The organism is Caballeronia arationis, assembly GCF_001544975.2.
Lineage (GTDB): Bacteria > Pseudomonadota > Gammaproteobacteria > Burkholderiales > Burkholderiaceae > Caballeronia > Caballeronia arationis.
On record NZ_FCOG02000001.1, the window covers coordinates 58,585 to 78,882 of the forward strand.

The 20,298-nt window shown below is 64.3% G+C and carries 18 protein-coding genes, 1 pseudogene and 1 riboswitch; of the genes and pseudogenes, 2 read left to right on the forward strand and 17 right to left on the reverse strand.

Features of this window, described 5'->3' with window-relative positions; all coding sequences use genetic code 11:
* Positions 1-24 precede the first annotated feature (24 nt).
* The 13 genes and pseudogenes from AWB81_RS00320 to AWB81_RS00380 form a co-directional block, all read right to left on the reverse strand.
* Positions 25-825, reverse strand: coding sequence for a polymorphic toxin type 44 domain-containing protein (locus tag AWB81_RS00320; RefSeq protein WP_062631912.1), 801 nt, complete (start codon positions 823-825; stop codon positions 25-27).
* A gap of 5 nt (positions 826-830) precedes the next feature.
* Complete coding sequence (locus tag AWB81_RS00325) at positions 831-1,367, reverse strand: PAAR domain-containing protein (RefSeq protein ID WP_143753599.1); 537 nt, start codon at positions 1,365-1,367, stop codon at positions 831-833.
* A gap of 237 nt (positions 1,368-1,604) precedes the next feature.
* A complete protein-coding gene (locus tag AWB81_RS00330) occupies positions 1,605-2,675 on the reverse strand; it encodes a TraB/GumN family protein (RefSeq protein WP_062631914.1) in 1,071 nt (356 codons plus the stop codon).
* On the reverse strand, positions 2,668-3,678 hold the full coding sequence (locus AWB81_RS00335) for a peptide ABC transporter ATP-binding protein (protein ID WP_062631915.1): 1,011 nt from the start codon (positions 3,676-3,678) through the stop codon (positions 2,668-2,670). Before AWB81_RS00335 ends, AWB81_RS00330 begins: the two co-directional genes overlap by 8 nt.
* Positions 3,675-4,669, reverse strand: a pseudogene (locus AWB81_RS00340) (ABC transporter ATP-binding protein). The gene AWB81_RS00335 and the pseudogene AWB81_RS00340 overlap by 4 nt, the downstream one beginning before the upstream one ends.
* 1 nt (position 4,670) lies before the next feature.
* Positions 4,671-5,591, reverse strand: a complete 921-nt coding sequence (locus AWB81_RS00345) for an ABC transporter permease subunit (protein WP_062632074.1) — start codon at positions 5,589-5,591, stop codon at positions 4,671-4,673.
* An 84-nt stretch (positions 5,592-5,675) separates the two neighbouring features.
* Entirely contained in the window at positions 5,676-6,686 is a 1,011-nt protein-coding gene (locus tag AWB81_RS00350) for an ABC transporter permease subunit (RefSeq protein ID WP_062631917.1), read from the reverse strand.
* Between the two features lie 113 nt (positions 6,687-6,799).
* Positions 6,800-8,431, reverse strand: coding sequence for an ABC transporter substrate-binding protein (locus AWB81_RS00355; RefSeq protein WP_062631918.1), 1,632 nt, complete (start codon positions 8,429-8,431; stop codon positions 6,800-6,802).
* 543 nt (positions 8,432-8,974) lie between these two features.
* Entirely contained in the window at positions 8,975-9,814 is an 840-nt protein-coding gene (gene metF, locus AWB81_RS00360) for a methylenetetrahydrofolate reductase [NAD(P)H] (protein WP_062632075.1), read from the reverse strand.
* A gap of 33 nt (positions 9,815-9,847) precedes the next feature.
* Positions 9,848-10,201 carry a phage holin family protein gene (locus tag AWB81_RS00365; RefSeq protein WP_062631919.1) on the reverse strand — a complete coding sequence of 118 codons (354 nt, stop codon included), beginning with the start codon at positions 10,199-10,201 and terminating at the stop codon, positions 9,848-9,850.
* 103 nt (positions 10,202-10,304) lie between these two features.
* Positions 10,305-11,726: an adenosylhomocysteinase gene (gene ahcY / locus AWB81_RS00370; protein WP_062631920.1), complete on the reverse strand. Its 1,422-nt coding sequence runs from the start codon at positions 11,724-11,726 to the stop codon at positions 10,305-10,307.
* A 31-nt stretch (positions 11,727-11,757) separates the two neighbouring features.
* Positions 11,758-11,884: riboswitch (S-adenosyl-L-homocysteine riboswitch) on the reverse strand.
* Positions 11,885-11,939: 55 nt separating this feature from the next.
* On the reverse strand, positions 11,940-12,662 hold the full coding sequence (locus AWB81_RS00375) for an LrgB family protein (RefSeq protein WP_062631921.1): 723 nt from the start codon (positions 12,660-12,662) through the stop codon (positions 11,940-11,942).
* A 30-nt stretch (positions 12,663-12,692) separates the two neighbouring features.
* Positions 12,693-13,151, reverse strand: a complete 459-nt coding sequence (locus AWB81_RS00380) for a CidA/LrgA family protein (protein WP_062631922.1) — start codon at positions 13,149-13,151, stop codon at positions 12,693-12,695.
* 122 nt (positions 13,152-13,273) lie between these two features.
* Here AWB81_RS00380 and AWB81_RS00385 point away from each other — a divergent pair, with 122 nt between their 5' ends.
* Positions 13,274-14,221, forward strand: a complete 948-nt coding sequence (locus tag AWB81_RS00385) for a LysR family transcriptional regulator (RefSeq protein ID WP_062631923.1) — start codon at positions 13,274-13,276, stop codon at positions 14,219-14,221.
* A 76-nt stretch (positions 14,222-14,297) separates the two neighbouring features.
* Here the strand turns inward: AWB81_RS00385 and AWB81_RS00390 are convergent, their stop codons facing one another.
* On the reverse strand, positions 14,298-15,977 hold the full coding sequence (locus AWB81_RS00390; RefSeq protein ID WP_062631924.1) for an OmpA family protein: 1,680 nt from the start codon (positions 15,975-15,977) through the stop codon (positions 14,298-14,300).
* Positions 15,978-16,411: 434 nt separating this feature from the next.
* Here AWB81_RS00390 and AWB81_RS00395 point away from each other — a divergent pair, with 434 nt between their 5' ends.
* Positions 16,412-18,118: an isovaleryl-CoA dehydrogenase gene (locus AWB81_RS00395; RefSeq protein WP_062631925.1), complete on the forward strand. Its 1,707-nt coding sequence runs from the start codon at positions 16,412-16,414 to the stop codon at positions 18,116-18,118.
* Between the two features lie 19 nt (positions 18,119-18,137).
* Here AWB81_RS00395 and AWB81_RS00400 read toward each other — a convergent pair whose 3' ends face one another.
* The 3 genes from AWB81_RS00400 to AWB81_RS00410 all read right to left on the reverse strand — a co-directional run bounded on the left by AWB81_RS00400 (position 18,138) and on the right by AWB81_RS00410 (position 20,296).
* Positions 18,138-18,488 carry an EscU/YscU/HrcU family type III secretion system export apparatus switch protein gene (locus AWB81_RS00400; protein ID WP_062631926.1) on the reverse strand — a complete coding sequence of 117 codons (351 nt, stop codon included), beginning with the start codon at positions 18,486-18,488 and terminating at the stop codon, positions 18,138-18,140.
* Positions 18,485-19,858 carry a flagellar hook-length control protein FliK gene (fliK, locus tag AWB81_RS00405; protein WP_062631927.1) on the reverse strand — a complete coding sequence of 458 codons (1,374 nt, stop codon included), beginning with the start codon at positions 19,856-19,858 and terminating at the stop codon, positions 18,485-18,487. The genes AWB81_RS00400 and fliK overlap by 4 nt, the downstream gene beginning before the upstream one ends.
* A 108-nt stretch (positions 19,859-19,966) precedes the next feature.
* A complete protein-coding gene (locus AWB81_RS00410; protein WP_062631928.1) occupies positions 19,967-20,296 on the reverse strand; it encodes a flagellar protein FliT in 330 nt (109 codons plus the stop codon).
* Positions 20,297-20,298 lie beyond the last annotated feature (2 nt).

Here is a 20,298-nt window from a genome sequence, read left to right on the forward strand (position 1 = left end):
AGTGGGACAGAACCCTCCGCGTGGTCATTGGGAGCACCGATGCAACCGCTTCGCTACATCCTGCCCCTTTCCCCAAGGAACGGGTACGGCAGAGACCTTTCGCAACAAGCTATCCGCCGTAAGCGCATGCGGCTTCGTCTCGGCGAACAAATCGATGCCCAACTGAATCGAAATATGATCGGGAACGTCGTCAGCGCTTGCGGGCCAAGGTCCGTTTTTCGGATGGTCTTGCGTCGTTGGCCAGCGTCGCCGGCCTAAATCGCGAATCGCATCGCTTCCAATCTGAGCCAGACCGGCTCCGTTAATAAGTTCGGCCTCATCGAAGCCAATTGCGATCCCTACATAGCCAAAGTGAATGTTCGACCAAATGTCGTAAAAATAATCGTGCTGTCCATACTTTTGCCAGCCACGATTAAATAACGCGCTTCCGCCTCGGCCTTCGAGCATGTTTTTTATTTGCGGCTTGTGATCCCATTTGCATTTTGGTCCCACCCATTCCGCCCATAGCGCATAAGCTTCGGCTTTCTTCCCTACGGCGGTGCTCCCGAAATCAGGTGACCCACCCAATTTGGCGTACCACGGCAAGGCATTCCATTCCTTCATTTCCTTTGCCACATCGTAACTGTTCGCCTCCGCAATCTCGCGTCCAGCTTCGGTGAACGGATTTCGCTTCATTTCACCGACGATGAAATCAGCCACCTGGACGGCGACATCTGGATGAGCACAGATCAAAACCTCTTTCGGACGGTGATCGATCACGGGCGTGGTGAACATGTCCGCAACCCATCGCAACGGCTTGCCATTCGGCCCCATGACTGCGCTCATTTCATCTACTCCACATAGATTTTCACGCGCTCGGCAGACTGCGTTTGCGCGAGCACATGCGTGTGCCCATCCGCATCGCTCACGCCATGTTCAACATGTCCGGATTCGCGCTCGACTGCATAAGCTGTGAACGCGACCGGAACGCCACTCTCGTCGAGCAACACAAACTTCTCGTTGAATTCATGACGGGCACTGCGCTCATCCAGCGAAGCCGCAGAGGACATGCTCAAGTGCGCTATGTCTTCCCCGGTAAGGCGCATTGTCATATTGCGCTGCGCCCAAAATACCGGCGCTGGCTTGCAGTCGCAAATATTGATATCGCCGCTCAACGCCCAGAGTTTTCCGTTTTCAGCTGTTCCAGGCAGCCGCGGGCCGGACGGGCAAATGAAGCCCGTCTTCTTGCACGCGTGACAGTACGTCTGCATGTAGACGGTGACGAGTTTCAGGCGCGCGCCGTCGTGCGAATAGGTGCTGGTTTCCAATCCCTCAACGATTACTGCCTCTCCGGCCCTGTCGCCCATACACAGAAAAGTGCGAATCATGGTCGCTCGCTACCGCGTCAAGGTCGAGCATCTGACCGGCACGAAACCCCCGCGGTGTCCTTGCCGATCCGGGCTGTCCGTAATCACTTCAGGCATGAACGAGACTCCTTGGTTAGATAGACGCGCGCTGAATGTTCGCCACGGTCATCGTCCAAATTAGTCATATCCATACGTATCGTCCTAAATGGACGAAATGACGCCAGCAAATGGTCCTCTCGAGGCAATGCAGCGATCGTTCTAACCCGACTCCACCACAAACCCATGCCGCCTGAGCAATTCGAGCACGCCGCGCTGCCCGCCGAGATGCAGCGCGCCGATGGCCACGAACAACGGCTTGTTCGGCGCGGCCAATGCCAGCATGCGCGTGACGAACCGCCGGTTGCGCTCATACACCACGCGGTTGTCGACAGCAGCCGCGAGCGCCTTCGACCGCGCGAGCTTCTGCCCCTTGGTGTCGTCCCAGGCCTTGAGCGCATCCGCATCACCGACGCGCCATAGCCGATGCAGCTCCTTCACGTCGGCGACATTCTCCGCCGGTGTCTGCACCAGATCCTGCGCGAGCATTTCCCGCTGCTGCGCCGACGTTAGCCGCGTGAACGTCGATATTTGCTCGTTGAGCGTCTCCAGTCCGACGATCCTTCCCTTCGCCCGCAAATAGACGTTCTGCAATTGCGCCTCGGTGCCGTACTCGCTGAGGAAACCGGCCTTGAGCGTGTCGTAGGTCTCGACCAGCATCGACGCGAGCCACGGCCGCGTGTGCCGCAGTTGCGCGAGCGCAGCCGGATTGCTGCGCATGCGTGCCTCGACCTCCTTCCACATCGAATCGGGCAGATAGTCGAGCAGGCACTCGCTGCGGCACATGCCGTAGCGCTGCACATCTTCCTGCGAGAAGAGCAGATCGTCGGGGGAGATTTCGAGCGCCAGAACCGGCGAGGCATCGAGTGCCGCGAGAATCGGCTTGCGAAACGGCTGGTCCGGCGGATAGTCGTTCGCATAGCCGACGTGCAGCGTGCCCAGCAGATAGAGCGTCGTCTGACCCTTGGTCGCGACGTAGAACGGCATCCGCGGCGGCTGGGCGCGCACCGGGCCGCTTGCCGTGGTGCCATCGGAACGGTCGGTGCGCGCGGGCGGCGGCGCCTGTACCGGGGACGCGCCGCGCGGCTGCACGGCCGCGGGAGGCGTGCCACCCACGGCCCACGCGTCAGGCGCGAAAAGCACAAATGGCGCGCAGGCCAGCGCCAGCACCGCTGCCACTGCGCCAAACGCGAAGCGGCGCGTGATCGTGCGCGCCGCCCGCAATTCAGGCATCGGCTTCCCCCACCTCCTCGGCGCGGTGACACGAGACGTGCCGTCCATCCACGTAGCGCAGGACCGGCTCTTCATTGCGGCATCGCTCGATCGCATACGGGCAGCGCTGGTGGAACGTGCAGCCCGACGGCGGATTGAGCGGCGACGGCATCTCGCCCTGCAGCTTGATCTTGATCGTGCGGTCTTCCTCGAAGATCGCAGGTGTCGCCGACATCAATGCGCGCGTGTACGGATGACGGGGGTGCGCGTAGATCGTTTTCTTGTCGCCGAGTTCAGCGACGCCGCCGAAGTACATGACCATCACGTCGTCGGCGATATGCTCGACGACGGACAAATTGTGCGAGATGAACACATAACTCGTGCCGAACTGGACCTGCAGATCCATGAAGAGATTCAGGATCTGCGCCTGGATCGATACGTCCAGCGCCGACACCGGCTCATCCGCGACGACGATCTGCGGTTCGAGGATCATCGCCCGCGCGATCGCCACGCGCTGGCGCTGGCCGCCCGAGAACATGTGCGGATAGCGCGACACGTGTTCGGGCCGCAGCCCGACGGTGCGCATCATGTGCGCGATGCGCTCTGCGCGTTCGTTGGCCGTGAGCTTCGTGTTGATTGCGAGCGGCTCGCCGAGCGTCTGCGCAACCGTCTTGCGCGGATTGAGCGATGCAAACGGGTTCTGGAACACCATCTGCACGCGCTGGCGCAACGCGGCGATCTTCGCGGCATCGGCGCCGGCGACGTCTTCTCCGTCGATCAGCAGACGGCCCGCGGTCGGGAGTTCGATCATCGTGAGCTGGCGTGCGAGCGTCGACTTGCCGCAGCCCGATTCGCCGACCACGGCGAGCGTCTTGCCGCGTTCGAGCGCGAACGACACGCCGTTGAGCGCCTTCACCGTGCCCTGCGTGAACATGCTGCGCTTGACGCTATAGTGCTTCGCGAGCTTGTCGGCGGCGAGGACGATGTCTTTGTTGTGAGTGAGGTCTTGAGGGACCGCGTTCATCGCGCGCCTCCTAGGCTTCTACGGCCTGCATGTTGAGCGGCTTGATGCAGCGCGCCCGCACGGCCGGGTCGTTCGGGTCGAGCTGGAACAGCGCCGGACGGCCTTTCCAGCAATCATCGACAGCATACTTGCATCGCGGCGCAAAAAGACAGCCGCTCGGACGGTCGTCGCGTCCCGGCACCATGCCCGGCAACGCCGCGAGACGCTCGGCGCCGCGGCTGTGCTCGGGAATCGCGGCGAGCAGCGCTTCCGTGTACGGATGATGCGGCTCGCTGAAGATCGTCGGCACGTAATTCGTCTCGATGATCTCGCCCGCGTACATCACAGCCACGCGCTGCGCCACTTCCGACACAACGGCGAGATCGTGCGAGATCAGCACGAGCGCCATGCCGCGCTCCTTCTGCAACTGCACGAGCAGTTCCATGATCTGCGCCTGGATCGTGACGTCGAGCGCGGTGGTCGGCTCGTCGGCAATCAGAAGCTTCGGGTTGCACGCGACCGCCATTGCGATCATCACGCGCTGGTTCATGCCGCCCGACATCTGGTGCGGAAACGCATCGACGCGGCTCTTCGCGTCGGGAATCCCGACCTGGTCGAGCAGCTCCAGCGTGCGGCGGTTCAGCGCGTCGCCGCGCAGGCCCTCGTGCAGCTTCAGCACTTCCTTGATCTGATAGCCGACGGTGTAGCTCGGATTCAGACTCGACAGCGCGTCCTGGAACACCATCGCGATGTCCTTGCCGATGATCCGGCGACGCTCGCGCGCCGACGCCTTCAGCAGATTCTTGCCGTCGAAGGTGATCTCGTCGGCGGTGACGACGCCCGGCGCATCGATCAGGCCCATCAGCGCCATCATCGTGACGCTCTTGCCCGAGCCGGATTCGCCGACCACGCCCACCACTTCGCCCGGCTTGACCGACAGGTCGATGCGGTCGACCGCCTGCGTGCCGCCAAAGCGAACTTCGAGATTGCGGATAGTCAGTAGATCGCTCATGTCATGCCATCCGTTTGAGTTTCGGATCGAGCGCATCGCGCAGCCCGTCGCCGAGGAGGTTGATGACGAGCACCGAGACCAGGATCGAGAGACCCGGCATCGTGACGATCCACCAGGCGCTTTCGATGTAGTCGCGCGCCGAGGCGAGCATCGCGCCCCACTCCGCGGCCGGCGGCTGAACGCCCAGGCCGAGAAAGCCGAGGGCGGCGGCGTCGAGGATCGCGGAGGAAAAGCCCAGCGTGGCCTGCACGATCAGCGGTGCCGCGCAGTTTGGCAGCACCTGCGAGAACATGAGCCGCACCGTGCCCGCGCCCGCGACGCGCGATGCCGTCACGTATTCCTTCTGCAGTTCGCCGAGCGCCGACGCGCGCGTGAGCCGCACGTAACCCGGCAGCGCGACGATCGCGATTGCGAGCATCGTGTTGACGAGTCCCGGTCCGATGATCGCGACGACAGCCACCGCCAGCAACAGCGACGGCAGCGCAAGCAGCACGTCCATCACGCGCATGATCGGCGTGTCGAGCCAGTTGAAGAACGCGGCGCAGAGGCCGAGCACGACGCCCGGAATCAGCGCGAGCACGACCGACACGAAGCCGATCCAGAACGATAGCCGCGCTCCGTACATCAGGCGCGAGAGGATGTCGCGGCCGGCTTCGTCGGTGCCGAGCAGGAACTGATGATTGCCGCCTTGAATCCACGCGGGCGGAATCTTGACGTAGTCGCGATATTGCTCGATCGGGCTATGAGGCGCGATCAGCGGCGCGAAGATCGCGACGAAGATCAGCACGAGCACGATCAAACCGGCCACGACGGCGCCGCGATTGCGCGAAAAGTTCGCCCAGAACTCGCGGCCCGCGACGAGGCGTCCGCTCGGCGGCGGCGTGACGGCTTGCGGGGGGAGATTGTTTTGGATGTCGGCCATCATGCCTCCCGCCGAGCCGTCTCAAGGGAGACATGCGCCCCCTTGGGGGGCAGCGAACGAATGTGAGCGTGGGGGTACATGTTTTTACCTCGTGTGGCGAATGCGCGGGTTCAACACGCCGTAGAGCAGATCGACGACCAGATTCACCAGAATCACGAGCGTCGCGATCATCAGGATGCCGCCCTGCACGACCGGATAATCGCGCCGGGAGATGGCGTCGATCAGCCACTTGCCGACGCCCGGCCACGAGAACAGCGTTTCGGTCAGCACGGCGCCCGCGAGCAGCGTGCCGACCTGCAGGCCGATCACGGTGACGACGGGAATCAGCGCGTTGCGCAGCGCATGCACGACCACGACCCGCGCGGGCGCGAGACCCTTCGCGCGCGCTGTGCGGATGTAGTCCTCGCGCAGCACTTCGAGCATCGACGAACGCGTCATGCGCGCGATCACCGCGAGCGGGATCGTGCCGAGCACGATGGTCGGCAGGATCAGGTGGCTCACGGCCGACCTGAACGCGCCTTCGTCGGTGGAGAAGAGCGCGTCCCACAGCATGAAGCCCGTGACGTGCGGAATGTCGTATTCGACCGCAATGCGGCCCGACACCGGCGTCCAGCCGAGCTTCGCGGAGAAGAACATGATGAGGATCAAGCCCCACCAGAAGATCGGCATCGAATAGCCGGTGAGCGCCGTGCCCATCACGCCGTGATCGACGACGGTGCCGCGCCTCAGTGCCGCGATCACGCCCGCCGGAAGGCCGACCACGAGCGCGAAGATCATCGCGCAGATCGACAGCTCGACGGTGGCGGGAAAGCGCGCCATGAACTCGCCCATCACGCTCGTGTTCGTGATGATCGACATGCCGAGGTCGCCCTTCAGCGCATGTCCGACGTAGTGGAGATATTGAAGCGGCAACGGCTGGTCGAGCCCGAGCCGCTTCATTGCTTCGGCGTGTGCCGCCGGGTCCACGCCGCGCTCGCCCATCATCACTTCGATGGGGTCGCCCGGGATCAGGTGGATGAGTGCGAACGCGAGGATCGTGATGCCGATGAACGTCGGAATCACCATCCCAATGCGCCGCAAAACGAATCGGAACATGGTCGTCTCTTTGGGGGAGGAAAAATGCGAACGGCGACGCGGGCTCGTGACCCTTGTCGCCGGACCTTTTCGACTAGTTATGAGTTAGTGCAAAAAGCGTACCGCTCTCAAGCTTACTGCATGCCGACGCCGTCGAAACGGACGTAGCCGAGCGGCTCGATCTTCATGCCCGTCACCTTCTTGCTGACCGGCTGGTAGACGGTCGAGTGCGCGATCGGCGAAAACGGCAGTTGCTGGCCGAAGATCTGCTGTGCGTCGGTGTACGCCTTCGTGCGTTGCGCGACGTCGTTGGTCACGCGGCCCTTGGAGACGAGGTCGTCGAACGGCTTGTAGCACCACTTCGAGAAGTTGCTGCCCTTCACCGCGTCGCAGCCGAGCAGCGTGCCGAGCCAGTTGTCGGGGTCGCCGTTGTCGCCCGTCCAGCCGATCAGGAGCGCGTCGTGCTCGCCCGCGTGCGCGCGCTTCAGGTACTCGCCCCATTCATACGAGACGATGTTCGCCTTCACGCCGATCTTCGCCCAGTCGGCCTGGATCATCTCCGCCATCAGGCGCGCGTTCGGGTTGTACGCGCGCTGGACCGGCATCGCCCACAGCGTGATTTCGAAGCCGTTCGGGAAGCCTGCCTTCGCGAGCAGTTCCTTCGACTTCGCGGTGTCGTAGGCCTGCGCCTTCAGGTTCTTGTCGTAGGACCACTGCGTCGGCGGCATCGGGGCGGTGGCTGCCTGGCCCGCGCCCTGATACACCGATTCGATGATCGCCTTCTTGTTGATCGCCATGTCGAGCGCGCGGCGCACGTCGGTGTTGCCGAGGTTCTTCTTCGTCACGTTGTACGCGACGTAGCCCTCGTTGAAACCCGGCTGCGACGGCGTGTCCAGATTCGATGCGGCCTTCAGCGTCTCGATGTCGCCCGGACGCGGATAGCTCATCACCTGGCACTCGTTGTTCTTCATCTTCTGCACGCGCACGGCGGCGTCCGGCGTGATCGAGAAGATCAGCTTCGACACCTTCACTTCGCTCGGCTTCCAGTAGTCCGGGTTGCCATCGAAGCGGATCGTCGCGTCCTTCGTGTAGCTGCGGAAGATGAACGGGCCCGTGCCGACCGGATACTGGTTGATGTCGGCGGCCTTGCCGTCCTTCAGCAGCTTGTCGGTGTACTCGGCCGAGAGGATCGACGCGTATTCCATCGCCAGGTTCTGGATGAACGGCGCGTTGACTTCCTTCAGGGTGAACTTGACCGTGTACGGATCGACCTTTTCGACCTTCGTGATCAGCTTGTCGAGGCCCATGTCGGTGAAGTACGGGAACTGCACGGCGTACGCCTTGCGGAACGGCTGGTTCGGATCGAGCATGCGGTTGAACGTGAAGAGCACGTCATCCGCGTTGAATTCGCGCGTCGGCTTGAAGAACGACGTCGTCTGGAACTTCACGCCGTGGCGCAGATGGAAGGTGTAAGTCAGTCCGTCGGACGAGACTTCCCACTTTTCCGCGAGACCGGGCTCGACTTTCGTGCCGCCGCGCTCGAATTCGACGAGGCGGTTGTACACGGTGAACGTGTTCGCGGTGAAATCGACGCCCGTCGTGTATTGAGCGGGATCGAAACCGGCCGGGCTGCCTTCCGAGCAATACACGAGCGTCTTGTTCGGGATTGCGGCGTTGGCGGCGGTCGCTGCAAAGAGCGATGCCGTGACGGCGGCGCCTACGAGCATCGACACACGAGCGGCTCGCAACAGGCCATCTTTTTTCATGTTTCCTCCAGGTTCGGTGCTGGCTTTGTTCCAGCGTGACGCGATATTACTGAGCTTTACCGACCCGAACAAGGCAGCGGATTTCGCGTGAAATCCGCAGTGACCTGTCCTGGCGCGGCAAAGTACGGCTAACAGGGCGATGTGCGAAACATACGCGGTGAATGCCGTCCGGCTCCGGGTCTTCCGCGCGTGGCGTTTTTCCGCGGGCATCTGTAAGGAACGCTTTCTTATCGAAGATTTTCAAGCGCCCCGGTGCGCGGATAGGTGCGCGAAAAACGGGCTCGACGGCGAATTCGGGCGCTACCGTAGCACGAACAAATTACGCGCGTGCGGTTGATTTTTCGAGGATTTTTTCGTGGCAGCGCTTTTCGATACGGTTGTGTTATCGACGATGCGCGGAGGTGATAGGTCGGAGCGCGAAATATCGGTTGCGGCGTGCGATACGACGGGCTGAAAAAGTGAAACGAGCGGGGGAATTGGAACGGAAACGAGAGAACACAGGAACCGCGCGGCGAACGCCGCGCGGGCAAAACTGGCAGTGCGTCAAACCCCTTTCAGATTCAACCGCTCACAAATCGTCTTCGTCGCAGCCGCGCCGTTCAGCGTATAGAAATGCAGCCCCGGCGCACCTTCGTCGATGAGGCGGCGACACAAATCCGTCACCACATCCAGTCCGAAATTGCGAATCGCCTCGCGGTCGTCGCCATAGCTTTCCAGCCGGCGCGCGATCCACTTCGGCACTTCCGCGCCGCACATCTCCGAAAAACGCATTAGCTGCGTGAAGTTCGTGATCGGCATCACGCCGGGCACGATCGGCACATCGACACCCAGCTTGCGCGCTTCGTCGATGAACCGGAAATACGCGTCGCCGTTATAAAAGTACTGCGTGATCGCCGAGTTCGCGCCCGCCTGCACCTTGCGCACGAAGTTCTCGAGATCGCTCTTGGGCGTTCGCGCCTGCGGGTGATATTCCGGATACGCGGCCACTTCGATGTTGAACCAGTCGCCATGTTCCGCGCGGATGAAGCTCACCAACTCCGACGCGTAGCGCAGTTCGCCGACCTCGCCCATGCCCGAAGGCAAATCGCCGCGCAGCGCGACAATATGGCGAATGCCGTTTTCCCGGTACTGTCCGAGGATCGCCTTGAGGCTCTCCTTCGACGACCCGATGCACGACAGATGCGGCGCCGCCTCCAGTCCTTCCTGCTTCATCTCGAGCACGGTGTCGAGCGTGCCTTGCTGCGTCGAGCCGCCCGCGCCGAACGTCACGGAGACGAACTTCGGCTTGAGAAGCGCGAGTTGCGCGCGCGAAGCGCGTAGTTTGTCGACGCCTTCCTGCGTTTTCGGCGGGAAGAATTCGAATGAAAGTTCGATCGGTTTCATGATGATCAATGTACGGGCGACATAGACGTCACGTCACCCGAAGTTGCGCTGCCCGAAGATCAGCGCCGACAGCAGCCACGACACGATGCTGTAGAGAATCGAACCGAAGAACGCCGACCAGAATCCCGACACCTCGAAGCCTTTCAGCAGCGTCGCGCACAGCCAGAAACAGAGCGCGTTCACGACGAGGATGAAGAACCCGAGCGTGAGCACCGTCACTGGCAGCGTCAAGAGGATCAGCACCGGGCGCAGTACCGCGTTGATCAGGCCCAGCACGATCGCGACGATCAGCGCCGTGCCGAAATTGCGAATGTGGATCGACGGCACGAGATAGGTGATGATCAGGAGCGCGAGCGCATTGATCAGCCAGGTCAGCAGCACGGTCATCGATGATTCTCCGGTGAATTGTTGTCTACGGCATTCGTGAATACGGGCGAAGGCTTGCCGCCCTCGCCCGCTTTTTGCCTACGTCGGCGCTACCGTAAACCGCTTAATAACGGTAGTGGTTCGGCTTGAACGGGCCGTTCCTGTCGACGCCGATATAGCCCGCCTGTTCTTCCGACAGCACGGTCAGGTCCGCACCGATGCGCGACAGGTGCAGGCGCGCGACCTTTTCGTCGAGATGCTTCGGCAGCACGTAGACCTTGTTCTCGTACTCGCCGCCGCGCGTGAACAGTTCGATCTGCGCGAGCGTCTGGTTCGTGAACGAGTTCGACATCACGAACGACGGGTGGCCGGTCGCGCAGCCGAGGTTCACGAGGCGCCCTTCGGCCAGCAGGATGATGCGCTTGCCGTCCGGGAAAATGATGTGGTCGACTTGCGGCTTGATGTTGTCCCACGTGTACTGGCGCGTCGACGCGACGTCGATTTCCGAATCGAAGTGGCCGATGTTGCAGACGATCGCGTTGTTGCGCATCGCCTTCATGTGATCGTGGGCGATCACATGATAGTTGCCGGTGGCCGTCACGAAGATGTCGGCCTTGTCGGCGGCATATTCCATCGTCACGACGCGATAGCCTTCCATCGCCGCCTGCAGCGCGCAGATCGGATCGATTTCCGTGACCCACACGGTCGCGCCCAGGCCGCGCAGCGATTGCGCGCAGCCCTTGCCCACGTCGCCGTAACCCGCGACGACCGCGATCTTGCCCGCGATCATCACGTCCGTGGCGCGCTTGATGCCGTCGACGAGCGACTCGCGGCAGCCGTACAGGTTGTCGAACTTCGACTTCGTGACCGAATCGTTGACGTTGATCGCCGGGAACGGCAGGCGTCCTTCCTTTTCCATCTGGTACAGGCGATGCACGCCGGTCGTGGTTTCTTCGGTCACGCCCTGGATGTGTTTCAGGCGCGTCGAGTACCACACCGGATCTGCGTCCAGATGCTTCGCGATCGACTTGTACAGCGCGACTTCTTCTTCGTTCGTCGGCTTTGCGATGACCGAGCGGTCCTTTTCGGCCTTCGAGCCCAGAATCAGCAGGAGCGTGGCGTCGCCGCCATCGTCGAGGATCATGTTGGCGAATTCGCCGTTCGGCCATTCGAAGATGCGGTGCGAGAACTCCCAGTATTCGTCGAGCGATTCGCCCTTGAACGCGAACACCGGCGTGCCACCCGCGGCGATAGCGGCGGCGGCGTGATCCTGCGTCGAGAAGATGTTGCACGATGCCCAGCGCACGTCGGCGCCGAGCGCCCTGAGCGTTTCGATCAGGACGCCCGTCTGGATCGTCATATGCAGCGAACCGGCGACGCGCGCGCCCTTCAGCGGCTGCTGCGTCTTGTACTCTTCGCGCGTCTGCATGAGACCGGGCATTTCCGTCTCGGCGATGTTGAGTTCCTTGCGGCCCCAGGCGGCAAGCGCCATGTCGGCGACGACGTAATCGTTGGAAGTCTTGGAATCGATGACTGCGGCGTTCATCACGCCCTCCTTTCTAAATAAGCTAGAAATGTTGACGTGAGCGCCGTTCGATGCGGCGGGTCAACGAGCGCTTAACACGCCTTCGAACCGTCCGGATTGAATGCTCCGAGCCTGGCGGCTTCGCTGATGCTGAAACCGTCGCAACGCTCCTCGGAAGCGAATGGCGATTGTAGCAAAAATGCGCGGCGTGTTTGAGGGCGCGAAGCGCGCCGCTCAGAACGGCAGGATGGAAAGCAGCGGCGCGATCAGCACCATCACGACGCCCGCGATCATCATCGTCAGGCTCGCGACGACGCCTTCCTCGCTGCCGAGCTCGCGCGCCTTCGCGGTGCCGACGCCGTGCGCCGCCGCGCCGAACAGCGCGCCGCGCGCGAGCCGCGTGCGCAGCGGCACGAGCGCGAGCACGATCTCGCCGAAGAGCATGCCGCAGACGCCCGTCGCGATCACGAAAAGCGCGGTGAGATCCTTGGGCGCGTGAATCTTGTCGGAGACGGCGAGCGCGAACGGCGTCGATACCGAACGCGTCGCGAGGCTGCGCTGCAATTCCGGCGACAGATGCAGCAGCTTCGCGAGCGCGAGCGACCCGCCGACCGCGACCAGAATCCCGACCGTCACGCCGACCGAGAGCGAAATCCAGTGCCGTTTCAGAAGATGGCGGTATTCGTAGATCGGCACGGCGAACGCGACGGTCGCCGGTCCGAGCAGCCACATGAGCCAGCGCGTGTCGGCGAAGTAGACCGGATACGGAATCCGTGCGAGCACCACGACGAACGCGAGCACGACCGGAACGGCCAGCATCGGCGTAAGCCACGGACTCCGGAAACGTGCGTAGAGACGCTTCGACCCGAAATAGAGCGCGATCGTCAGCACGAAACAGCCCGCTGCGATGAGACGCGCGGCGTCGTCGGCAAACAGGGAGGCGTAGAAGTGGCTCATGGCTGGCTGGTTCCGGTGCTCAATCAAGCATCACGCCCGCGCCGCGTGGCGCGCGACGATCGCGCGGCGCAGTGCAAGACGTCGTTCGAGGCGCGCAGCGCGATCGACGGCGAATGCCACCGCGACCATCACCATCAGCGTTCCGCCGACCACGACGAGCGCGAGGCGCCAGCCGTCTTCCATGAAGAGACCGCCGTATTGCACGGCCGCCACCGCAGCGGGGATGAAAAACAGCAGCATGTCGGCGAGCAGCCAGTCGGCGCCGGCTTTCACCCAGCGCGGCGCGACGCCGCCGCAAAAGAGGAGCGCGAGCAGCGCCAGCAAGCCGACGACGCCCCCCGGCACCGGCAGCGCCAGCTTGCGCGCGACGACATCGGCGACGAACCAGATGGCCGCAAGCGCCGCGCTCTGCAGCGCGATCCGCATGAAACGGCCGATCGCGCCCTGTGAGCCGATGGCGTTCGATAAGACAGCGATGACAAAGGACATGGTGGGGCCTCGATACGTCGGATTAGGGTTAACCTGTAGGCCGAGTATAGAGTGCCCTTAAACATAATAAAAATGACTTAAACTTATCTGAAACATTCCATTTCGGAATCATGGAGAGCTGAATGGAGCTGCGGGCGCTGAGATATTTCGTCGAAGTCGTGAAGCAGAAAAGCTTTACCGTCGCGGCGGAGCAGATGTTCGTGACGCAGCCGACCATCAGCAAGATGGTGAAGGCGCTCGAGGACGAAATCGGCTCGCCGCTCCTCTTGCGCGAAGGGCGCCAGATGGTGCTGACCGACGCCGGCCAGATCGTCTATCAGCGCGGACTCGACGTCCTTGCCGCGCACGCGCTTCTCGAAGCCGAGCTCAACGATCTCGGCACCTTCGGACGCGGCACGCTGACGATCGGCATCCCGCCGATGGGCGGCTCGCTCTTCACGCCCGCGATCGCGGCGTTCCGGCAGCGTTATCCGAAGGTGGAGCTGAAGCTGTTCGAACGCGGATCGAAAGCGATCGAGGCCGCGCTCCTCGACGGCGAACTGGAACTCGGTGGCGTGCTGCAACCCGTCGACCTCGCGATGTTCGACGTGCTGCCGGTCAGCCGACAGCTTCTCTGGCTAGTCGCGCAGAAAGGCTCGCGCTGGGATCAGGAAGCGGAAGTCGCGCTCGCGGACCTCGCCAGCGAGCCGTTCGTGTTCTACGGCGAAAGCCTCGCGCTCTCTGACGTCGTGCTGAACGCCTGCCGCGAAGCGGGCTTCTCGCCGACGATCGTCGGGCGCAGCGGCCACTGGGACTTCATGGCGGCGCTGGTGCAGGCGGGTGTCGGTATCGCGCTGCTGCCGGCGCCCTACTGCCGCCGCCTCGACGCAGACACGTTCACCTGCCGCCCGGTCGTCGCGCCAGAGATTCACTGGGACATGGCCGTCGGCTGGAGGCGCAACGGCTATCTGTCGCATGCGGCGCGCGCGTGGCTCGATGTCGTGCGCGAGACTTTGCCCGCGAATCTGGGTCAGGATTTCCTGTCGGCGGAACGGTTTCCGTCGCGCAATCCGAGCCCAAAGCCGCGCTGAACGAAAAAACGCCGCCCGCTCGACGCGGACGGCGTTTTCAATCACGCGCAATGCGAAGCATCGCCCGTCTGGCTATTTATTCCTGTCCCTTGAACTCGATGCGGCGGTTTGCAAAGCGGCCGCTTGCCGTCGAGTTGTCCGCGACCGGGTTGGCGTCGCCGTAGCCTTGCGCCATCAGCGATTCGGCCGGAACGCCGTGCTTCACGAGGTACGCGCGCACCGCTTCCGCACGCTTCTTCGAGAGCGCAACATTCGACTCGGCACGGCCGACGTTGTCCGAATAGCCGCCGATTTCCATCTTCACGGTCTTGCCGGCCGTCGTGCAGTTCTTCAGCAGTTCAGCCGACTTCGCGAGCGCCAGTTGCGCGTCTTGCGGCGGCACGTCCGAGCCCGTCGAGAAGTTGATGACCTGGAGGTTCAGCACCTTGGCGACATCCGTTGCCGCGCAGTCGTCCGCCTTGAATGTGCTGAACGCGTTCAGGAACGAGTCCTTCGCGCTCGCCACGGCTTGCTTCACGTCGAACGTGCCGATCGTGAAGCCCGCGCCGAACAGGTTCTTCAGCTTGTCGAGCCAGCCGAGCTTCGCATCCGCCGCCGTGCCGCTCAGTTCGATCTTCTCGCCCGCGAGCTTCACTTCCGCGCCCGGCAGCGCCATCAGCGGAAGCAGGCCGTCCAGCTTGTCGAGCCACGATGCCGGCTTCGTCTCCGGATCGACCGTCACGTTCGCGGTGAACTTGCCCTCGCCGAACTTCGCCGTCAGCGCGTCGAGCAGGGTCTTCTTCTCGCCTTCGCTGCCAACCGTCGCGTTGAGCGCGGGCATGCCGGCCTTGTCGACGGAGAACGTGAGAGTCGCGTCCTTCGTCGGCACGACGGCCGGTTGCGAAGCGGCTTCCGAAGCGGGCGCCGCAGCGACAGCCGCCGACGCGGCCGCCACTGCAGATGCTTCCGAAGCGGTGACTGCTGGCGCCGGAGCCGGCTCGGCCGCGGTCTGCTGCTTCTCGCCGACACAACCGCGGCCGAGCAGCGCCGCCAGAAGCGCGAGCGCGGCGAGCACCGCGAGCCACCACCACTTCTTCTTGCTGGCCTTTTCCTGCACGACGATCTTGTCGATCGAGTTGTTCACGGCCGACACGCGCGCGTTCTGCGCCGACGGATGCTCCAGATGCGACGACACCGCCTTCATCTGCGCGCCCACGCCGGCGAGGAAACTGCCTGCGCTTCCGAGACCGAGTGCGCTCGCGACCGAGTCGTTCAGGTTCGGCTTCACGAACGGCAGTTGATGGCCGAGCAGCGTGGGCAACGCGCCGACATTACCGTTGTGCTGCGTGAAGTAGTGCTTGAGGATGCCGAGCAGCGTCGTGCCGACCACGCCCGTCAGCGCATGCGTCGCGCTGGCGGCCACGCCGGTCTGCTGAGCGACCGAGCCGCTCAGCGCTTCGAGACGCTCGGCCGGCGCCACCGCGCCCGCGAGACGCGTACCGAGGCCGAGCAGCTTCTGCAGGCCGTCGCCCTGCACGAGCGCCGGCAACTGCTCGACGATGTTCGCGTTCGTGTCCGGCGACATGACCGCGGCGAACAGCCCCCGCGCACCTTCCGGCGACGCCGCCTTGTTCATCAGCGACCCGACCAGCGCCGGGGCCACCAGGCCGACCACACGCTTCGCAGACTCGGGAGCCACTCCGATGCGTGTCGCGAGCTGCTGCAACACGCTTTCGGTCAAAGCGCCTTGTACCAATTGAATAACGTTAATGCTCATGAAATGCTTTCCTCGAAATGCGTGATTGCACAGCAGCCCCATTTAAGCGGCGCTGATTATAGGATCGGCATTCCTTAGTTCAGGTTGTCTAAATAAAAAATCGGATTTACCTCAACTTCGCATTCGCGTGCGCCACGCCTTTCAGCGACGGGGCTCAGCGCCCGCGCGGCGCATGGATTTCGAAAGGCTTTTCGGCGAGTCTTTCCTCTAGGCATCGAACGAATGCGCCGCCTATGATTCTTAAATTCGAGATGAACGGTCGCGCGCATTAAGTCCGTTTGATCACGGCGATGCGTGAATCTTTTCAGGCGCCGTGACATTGCCGGCATGGCAGCGCGGCGTTTCTCGCAAAGACAGCCACTACCTTGCATGGGACCAAAGTGAGGCGCATGGGACCGGAGTCAGCGCCCACTCTTGCCGACGGGAGACCGACGATGAGCACGCCTTCACGACCGCCGCGCTTCGGCGAGACGCACGATGTCTTCAACCAGAGTCCGCCGCTCGCCGGCTACGACATGTTTTCGGCCGATCCGGCGCTCGTCGCCGCGCTCGCGCGCGAAGGCGCGGAATGGCATGCAGAAGCGCTCTCGCGTCACGGCCGCGCGCTGACGCAGCCCGACGTGCTCGCGCTCGCCGATCTCGCCAACCGCCATTCGCCCGAACTGCACACCCACGACGCGCGCGGCGAGCGCATCGACGCCATAGAGTTTCATCCCGCGTGGCACGAACTGCTCGCGCTCTTGCGGCGCGAGGGGCTCCACGCGCTTCCGTTCGAGGCGGCGCATCGGGAAAAGGCGGGCGCGATGGCCGCGCGCTGCGCCGGTTATTTCCTGCACGGCCAACTCGAATCCGGCTCGCTGTGTCCGCCAACGATGACTTTCGCCAGCATTCCGGTGCTGCAAAAGGAGCCGGCACTTTATGCGACCCTGCGCGACGCCTTGCTGTCGCGCGAGCACGATCCGCGCGACATTCCGCTTTCCGAAGGCAAGCGTTCGATGCTGGTCGGCATGGGCATGACGGAGAAACAGGGCGGCTCGGACGTGCGCAGCAACCGCACCCGCGCCCACGCGGCCGGCACGCCCGGGCGCGGCGGCGAATACCGGCTGATCGGGCACAAGTGGTTCTTTTCCGCGCCGCAATCCGACGCGCACCTGGTGCTCGCGCGCGCGGGCGAAAGCGACGCGCTCTCGTGCTTCTACGTGCCGCGCTTCGCCCCCGACGGCAGCAGGAACACGGTGGAAGTGCAGCGCCTGAAGGACAAGCTCGGCAACCGGTCGAACGCGAGCAGCGAGGTGGAATTTCTCGACGCATACGGCGTGATGATCGGCGAAGAAGGGCGCGGCGTGCCGACGATCATCGAAATGGCGAACTACACGCGGCTCGACTGCGTGATCGGCAGCGCGGCGCTGATGCGCGCCGCGCTCGTGCAGGCGATCCACCACGCGCGACATCGCAGCGCGTTCGGCGCGAAGCTCGTCGACCAGCCGCTGATGCGCAACGTGCTTGCCGACCTGGCACTCGAATCCGAAGCCGCCACGCTGCTTTTCATGCGGCTCGCGAGCGCGTTCGGGACGAGCGCCACGGCCGGCGGCGCGCCCGAGGAGCGGGCGTGGCGCCGGCTCGTCACGCCCGCCGCGAAGTTCTGGGTCTGTAAGCGCGCGCTCGAATTCACCGGCGAGGCGATGGAAGTGTGGGGCGGTAACGGCTACGTCGAAACCGGGCCGATGGCGCGCTTCTATCGCGAGGCGCCCGTCAACTCGATCTGGGAGGGCTCGGGCAACGTGATGTGTCTCGACGTGCTGCGGGCGTTCGAGCGCGAGACCGAGGCCGCGCACGCGCTGTTCGCGTCGTGGCAGGAAACGGCGCGCGAGCATCCGGCCCTGGCTCCGGCGCTCGACGCGCTCGTGCGCGCACTCACGGACGATCCGGCGACGCGCGAGGCATCGGCGCGGCGGATCGCCCAGCAACTGGTTTTGACGGCGCAGGCGGTGCTGCTCGCGCGACATGCGCCGGAAGCGGTCGCCGACGCGTTCATCGAGACGAGGCTTGGGCATACGTGCGGGCAAACGGGTCGTGTCTACGGCACGCTGCCCGGACGATTCGATCACGCGTCGCAGGTCGCGCGGGTGTTTACGGCGTAGGCGCGCGACGAGCGGCTCGTCAGCGCGGCAAGCGGGGGTTTCTCGTCGGGGACAAGGGTGCAGGCGAGGGCGCGGACTCCCCCGCCGCATCGCCGTTTTCCAGCCGATACAGCCACGCCAGCAATTCGGCCACGGCCTGATACAGCGCGGGCGGAATGCGCGCGTCGAGATCGACCTGCATCAACAGCGACACCATCTCCGGCGATTCGTGCACATACAGCCCCGCTTCCTTCGCGCGCTGCACGATCATCTCCGCAACGATCCCGTAGCCTTTCGCGACCACGCGCGGGGCCGCATCGCGGTTGGGGTTGTCATAGGCAAGCGCGGTCGCCTGCTTGCGGACGTCGGACGGATAGTTCGGGGCGCTCACGATCCCGCCCCTCTGGAACGGCCCGGCGCCCGAAACAGATGCTCGAGCGGCGACGGCACCGGCTTCGATGGGCGAGCAGCGCCCGGAGACGTCCCGGCGTCGATGCCCTCGCCCGCACCGCCCACCGCGCGAATCGACAGCCCCGCCAGTCCGATGCCCGCCGCCGCGAGCTGCTCGCGAAACGCCTCGCCGTCCGCGACAAGGCGCGCCGCGCCGTGCGCGCCCGCGTTGATCCGAGCCACGAGCTTGTCGCCGGTCAGCACCAGATCGGCGTCGACGGTGCCGAGCGTCGGCAGCGACAAGGTCACGCGCGTGCGCCACGGCCGCTCGGCAGACACGCCGGCGTCCGGTGCGCGCGCGTCCCGTTCCTGCGGCGCGATTTCCCATTCGAGGCGCGCGCCCGGCCACGCCTCGCCGGACCAGCGAAACTGGTCGTTCGCGAGCAGGTCAAGTTGCTGGCGCACGAGCGGAATCGTCGATGGATGGATTCCCGCCATCAGCGCGGCCTGCACGGCCGACTCCTTCGGCGCCGGCGCCGCCGCGCTCCCCGCCGTCGATCCCGCCGGAGAAAACACCGAAGCGGGCGCATCGCGCAACGAATGCGCGAGCGCCGCAGCCTGTTCCGCGTTGCGCGGCGGCACGAAAGCGTGCGCCGTCCCCTGCAGGGACGGCAGGTCGGCGCCGTCGGGCAGGCCGGCCGCACCGGGAAAACGTTGCGGCGCGGCCGGGTCGTCGAGCCAGACATCGGCGTCGGCGGGCTGATCGGGGACGTCGAGAGGAAGCGCCAGTGCGCGCGGATCGACGCGCGCTTGCGGCTCGCCCACGAGCGAGGCCGCCGGGCGCTGGCCAGCTAGCCACTCGACGAGATGGGATTCGTAGAAAAGACCGCTTTCGCCGACCGTCTTCGAGAGCGCCGCGGCCAGCACGCTGGCGGGCAGCGGCGGCGCCGGCTCGCTCGCGGCGCGGGCGGCGGCCGCATTCGCGACTGCCCCGAGCGTGGAAGGCGAGGAAAATGCCTGGTCGAAGAAGCCGCTGGAAAGCGCGGCGAAGGCGCTCGCTGCACGCGGCGCGGTCGGCCAGAGGGGGGTGTTGCCGGTAAGCGCCGGCGTGGCGCCGCCGCCGAAGCGGGAGATGGCATCGAGCGTGCGCGCGACGGTGCTGAGCGCCGTCTGCGCCGACGCCCCGGCCGCGCCCGACGCGCCGTTCTGCGCACCGCCCGTGCCTGGCTGCGCCTCGACGAGCAGTTCGGACGTGCCGGTCTGGGTCGTCGTCTGGCCGGCGGTGGCGCCCGGCGACGGACGGATCGCGGACAGGAGCAGCTCGGCCCGGCTGGCGAGGAGCGTCGAAATCGCGTTGTCCAGTCCCGTCATGCCGGTTTCCTTGTCGACCAGAGCTGGCGCTTGAGCGCTTGCTCTGGTCCCATGCAACAGGGTTGCGCTCGACTGCGGAGCCGCGTGGCGGCGCCGCTGCCGCGTTGTCTAGCGCAACCCGATGATCTTCTTGAGCACGCGCGCCGGGCTGTTCGTCGTGAACAGCGCCGACAGGCGCGCGAGCGACGGCGACGTCAGATCGCGGATGGCGGCGTCGTCGGCGAGAATCCGCTTCACCAGATCGAGCTTGCGCGCCTTTGCGGTTTCGTCGAGTTCGGAGCCGCTGTCCACTTCTTTCAGGCGATCGACGAGCTGGCGGTACGCCACCTGCATCGACTTCAGCTCGCCCCATTCGCCGCTGCGTGCGGCAACGAGCATCTGGCCGGAAAGTGCCGCAATGGCCTCGTAATGCTCGAAATATTCTTCAGTTGTCTTCATTC

Coding starts and splice junctions, on each gene's coding strand:
- AWB81_RS00320 (WP_062631912.1), bottom strand. CDS start 825: ATGAGCGCAGTCATGGGGCCGAATGGCAAGCCGTTGCGATGGGTTGCG.
- AWB81_RS00325 (WP_143753599.1), bottom strand. CDS start 1,367: ATGATTCGCACTTTTCTGTGTATGGGCGACAGGGCCGGAGAGGCAGTA.
- AWB81_RS00330 (WP_062631914.1), bottom strand. CDS start 2,675: ATGCCTGAATTGCGGGCGGCGCGCACGATCACGCGCCGCTTCGCGTTT.
- AWB81_RS00335 (WP_062631915.1), bottom strand. CDS start 3,678: ATGAACGCGGTCCCTCAAGACCTCACTCACAACAAAGACATCGTCCTC.
- AWB81_RS00345 (WP_062632074.1), bottom strand. CDS start 5,591: ATGGCCGACATCCAAAACAATCTCCCCCCGCAAGCCGTCACGCCGCCG.
- AWB81_RS00350 (WP_062631917.1), bottom strand. CDS start 6,686: ATGTTCCGATTCGTTTTGCGGCGCATTGGGATGGTGATTCCGACGTTC.
- AWB81_RS00355 (WP_062631918.1), bottom strand. CDS start 8,431: ATGAAAAAAGATGGCCTGTTGCGAGCCGCTCGTGTGTCGATGCTCGTA.
- metF (WP_062632075.1), bottom strand. CDS start 9,814: ATGAAACCGATCGAACTTTCATTCGAATTCTTCCCGCCGAAAACGCAG.
- AWB81_RS00365 (WP_062631919.1), bottom strand. CDS start 10,201: ATGACCGTGCTGCTGACCTGGCTGATCAATGCGCTCGCGCTCCTGATC.
- ahcY (WP_062631920.1), bottom strand. CDS start 11,726: ATGAACGCCGCAGTCATCGATTCCAAGACTTCCAACGATTACGTCGTC.
- AWB81_RS00375 (WP_062631921.1), bottom strand. CDS start 12,662: ATGAGCCACTTCTACGCCTCCCTGTTTGCCGACGACGCCGCGCGTCTC.
- AWB81_RS00380 (WP_062631922.1), bottom strand. CDS start 13,151: ATGTCCTTTGTCATCGCTGTCTTATCGAACGCCATCGGCTCACAGGGC.
- AWB81_RS00385 (WP_062631923.1), top strand. CDS start 13,274: ATGGAGCTGCGGGCGCTGAGATATTTCGTCGAAGTCGTGAAGCAGAAA.
- AWB81_RS00390 (WP_062631924.1), bottom strand. CDS start 15,977: ATGAGCATTAACGTTATTCAATTGGTACAAGGCGCTTTGACCGAAAGC.
- AWB81_RS00395 (WP_062631925.1), top strand. CDS start 16,412: ATGAGCACGCCTTCACGACCGCCGCGCTTCGGCGAGACGCACGATGTC.
- fliK (WP_062631927.1), bottom strand. CDS start 19,858: ATGACGGGACTGGACAACGCGATTTCGACGCTCCTCGCCAGCCGGGCC.
- AWB81_RS00410 (WP_062631928.1), bottom strand. CDS start 20,296: ATGAAGACAACTGAAGAATATTTCGAGCATTACGAGGCCATTGCGGCA.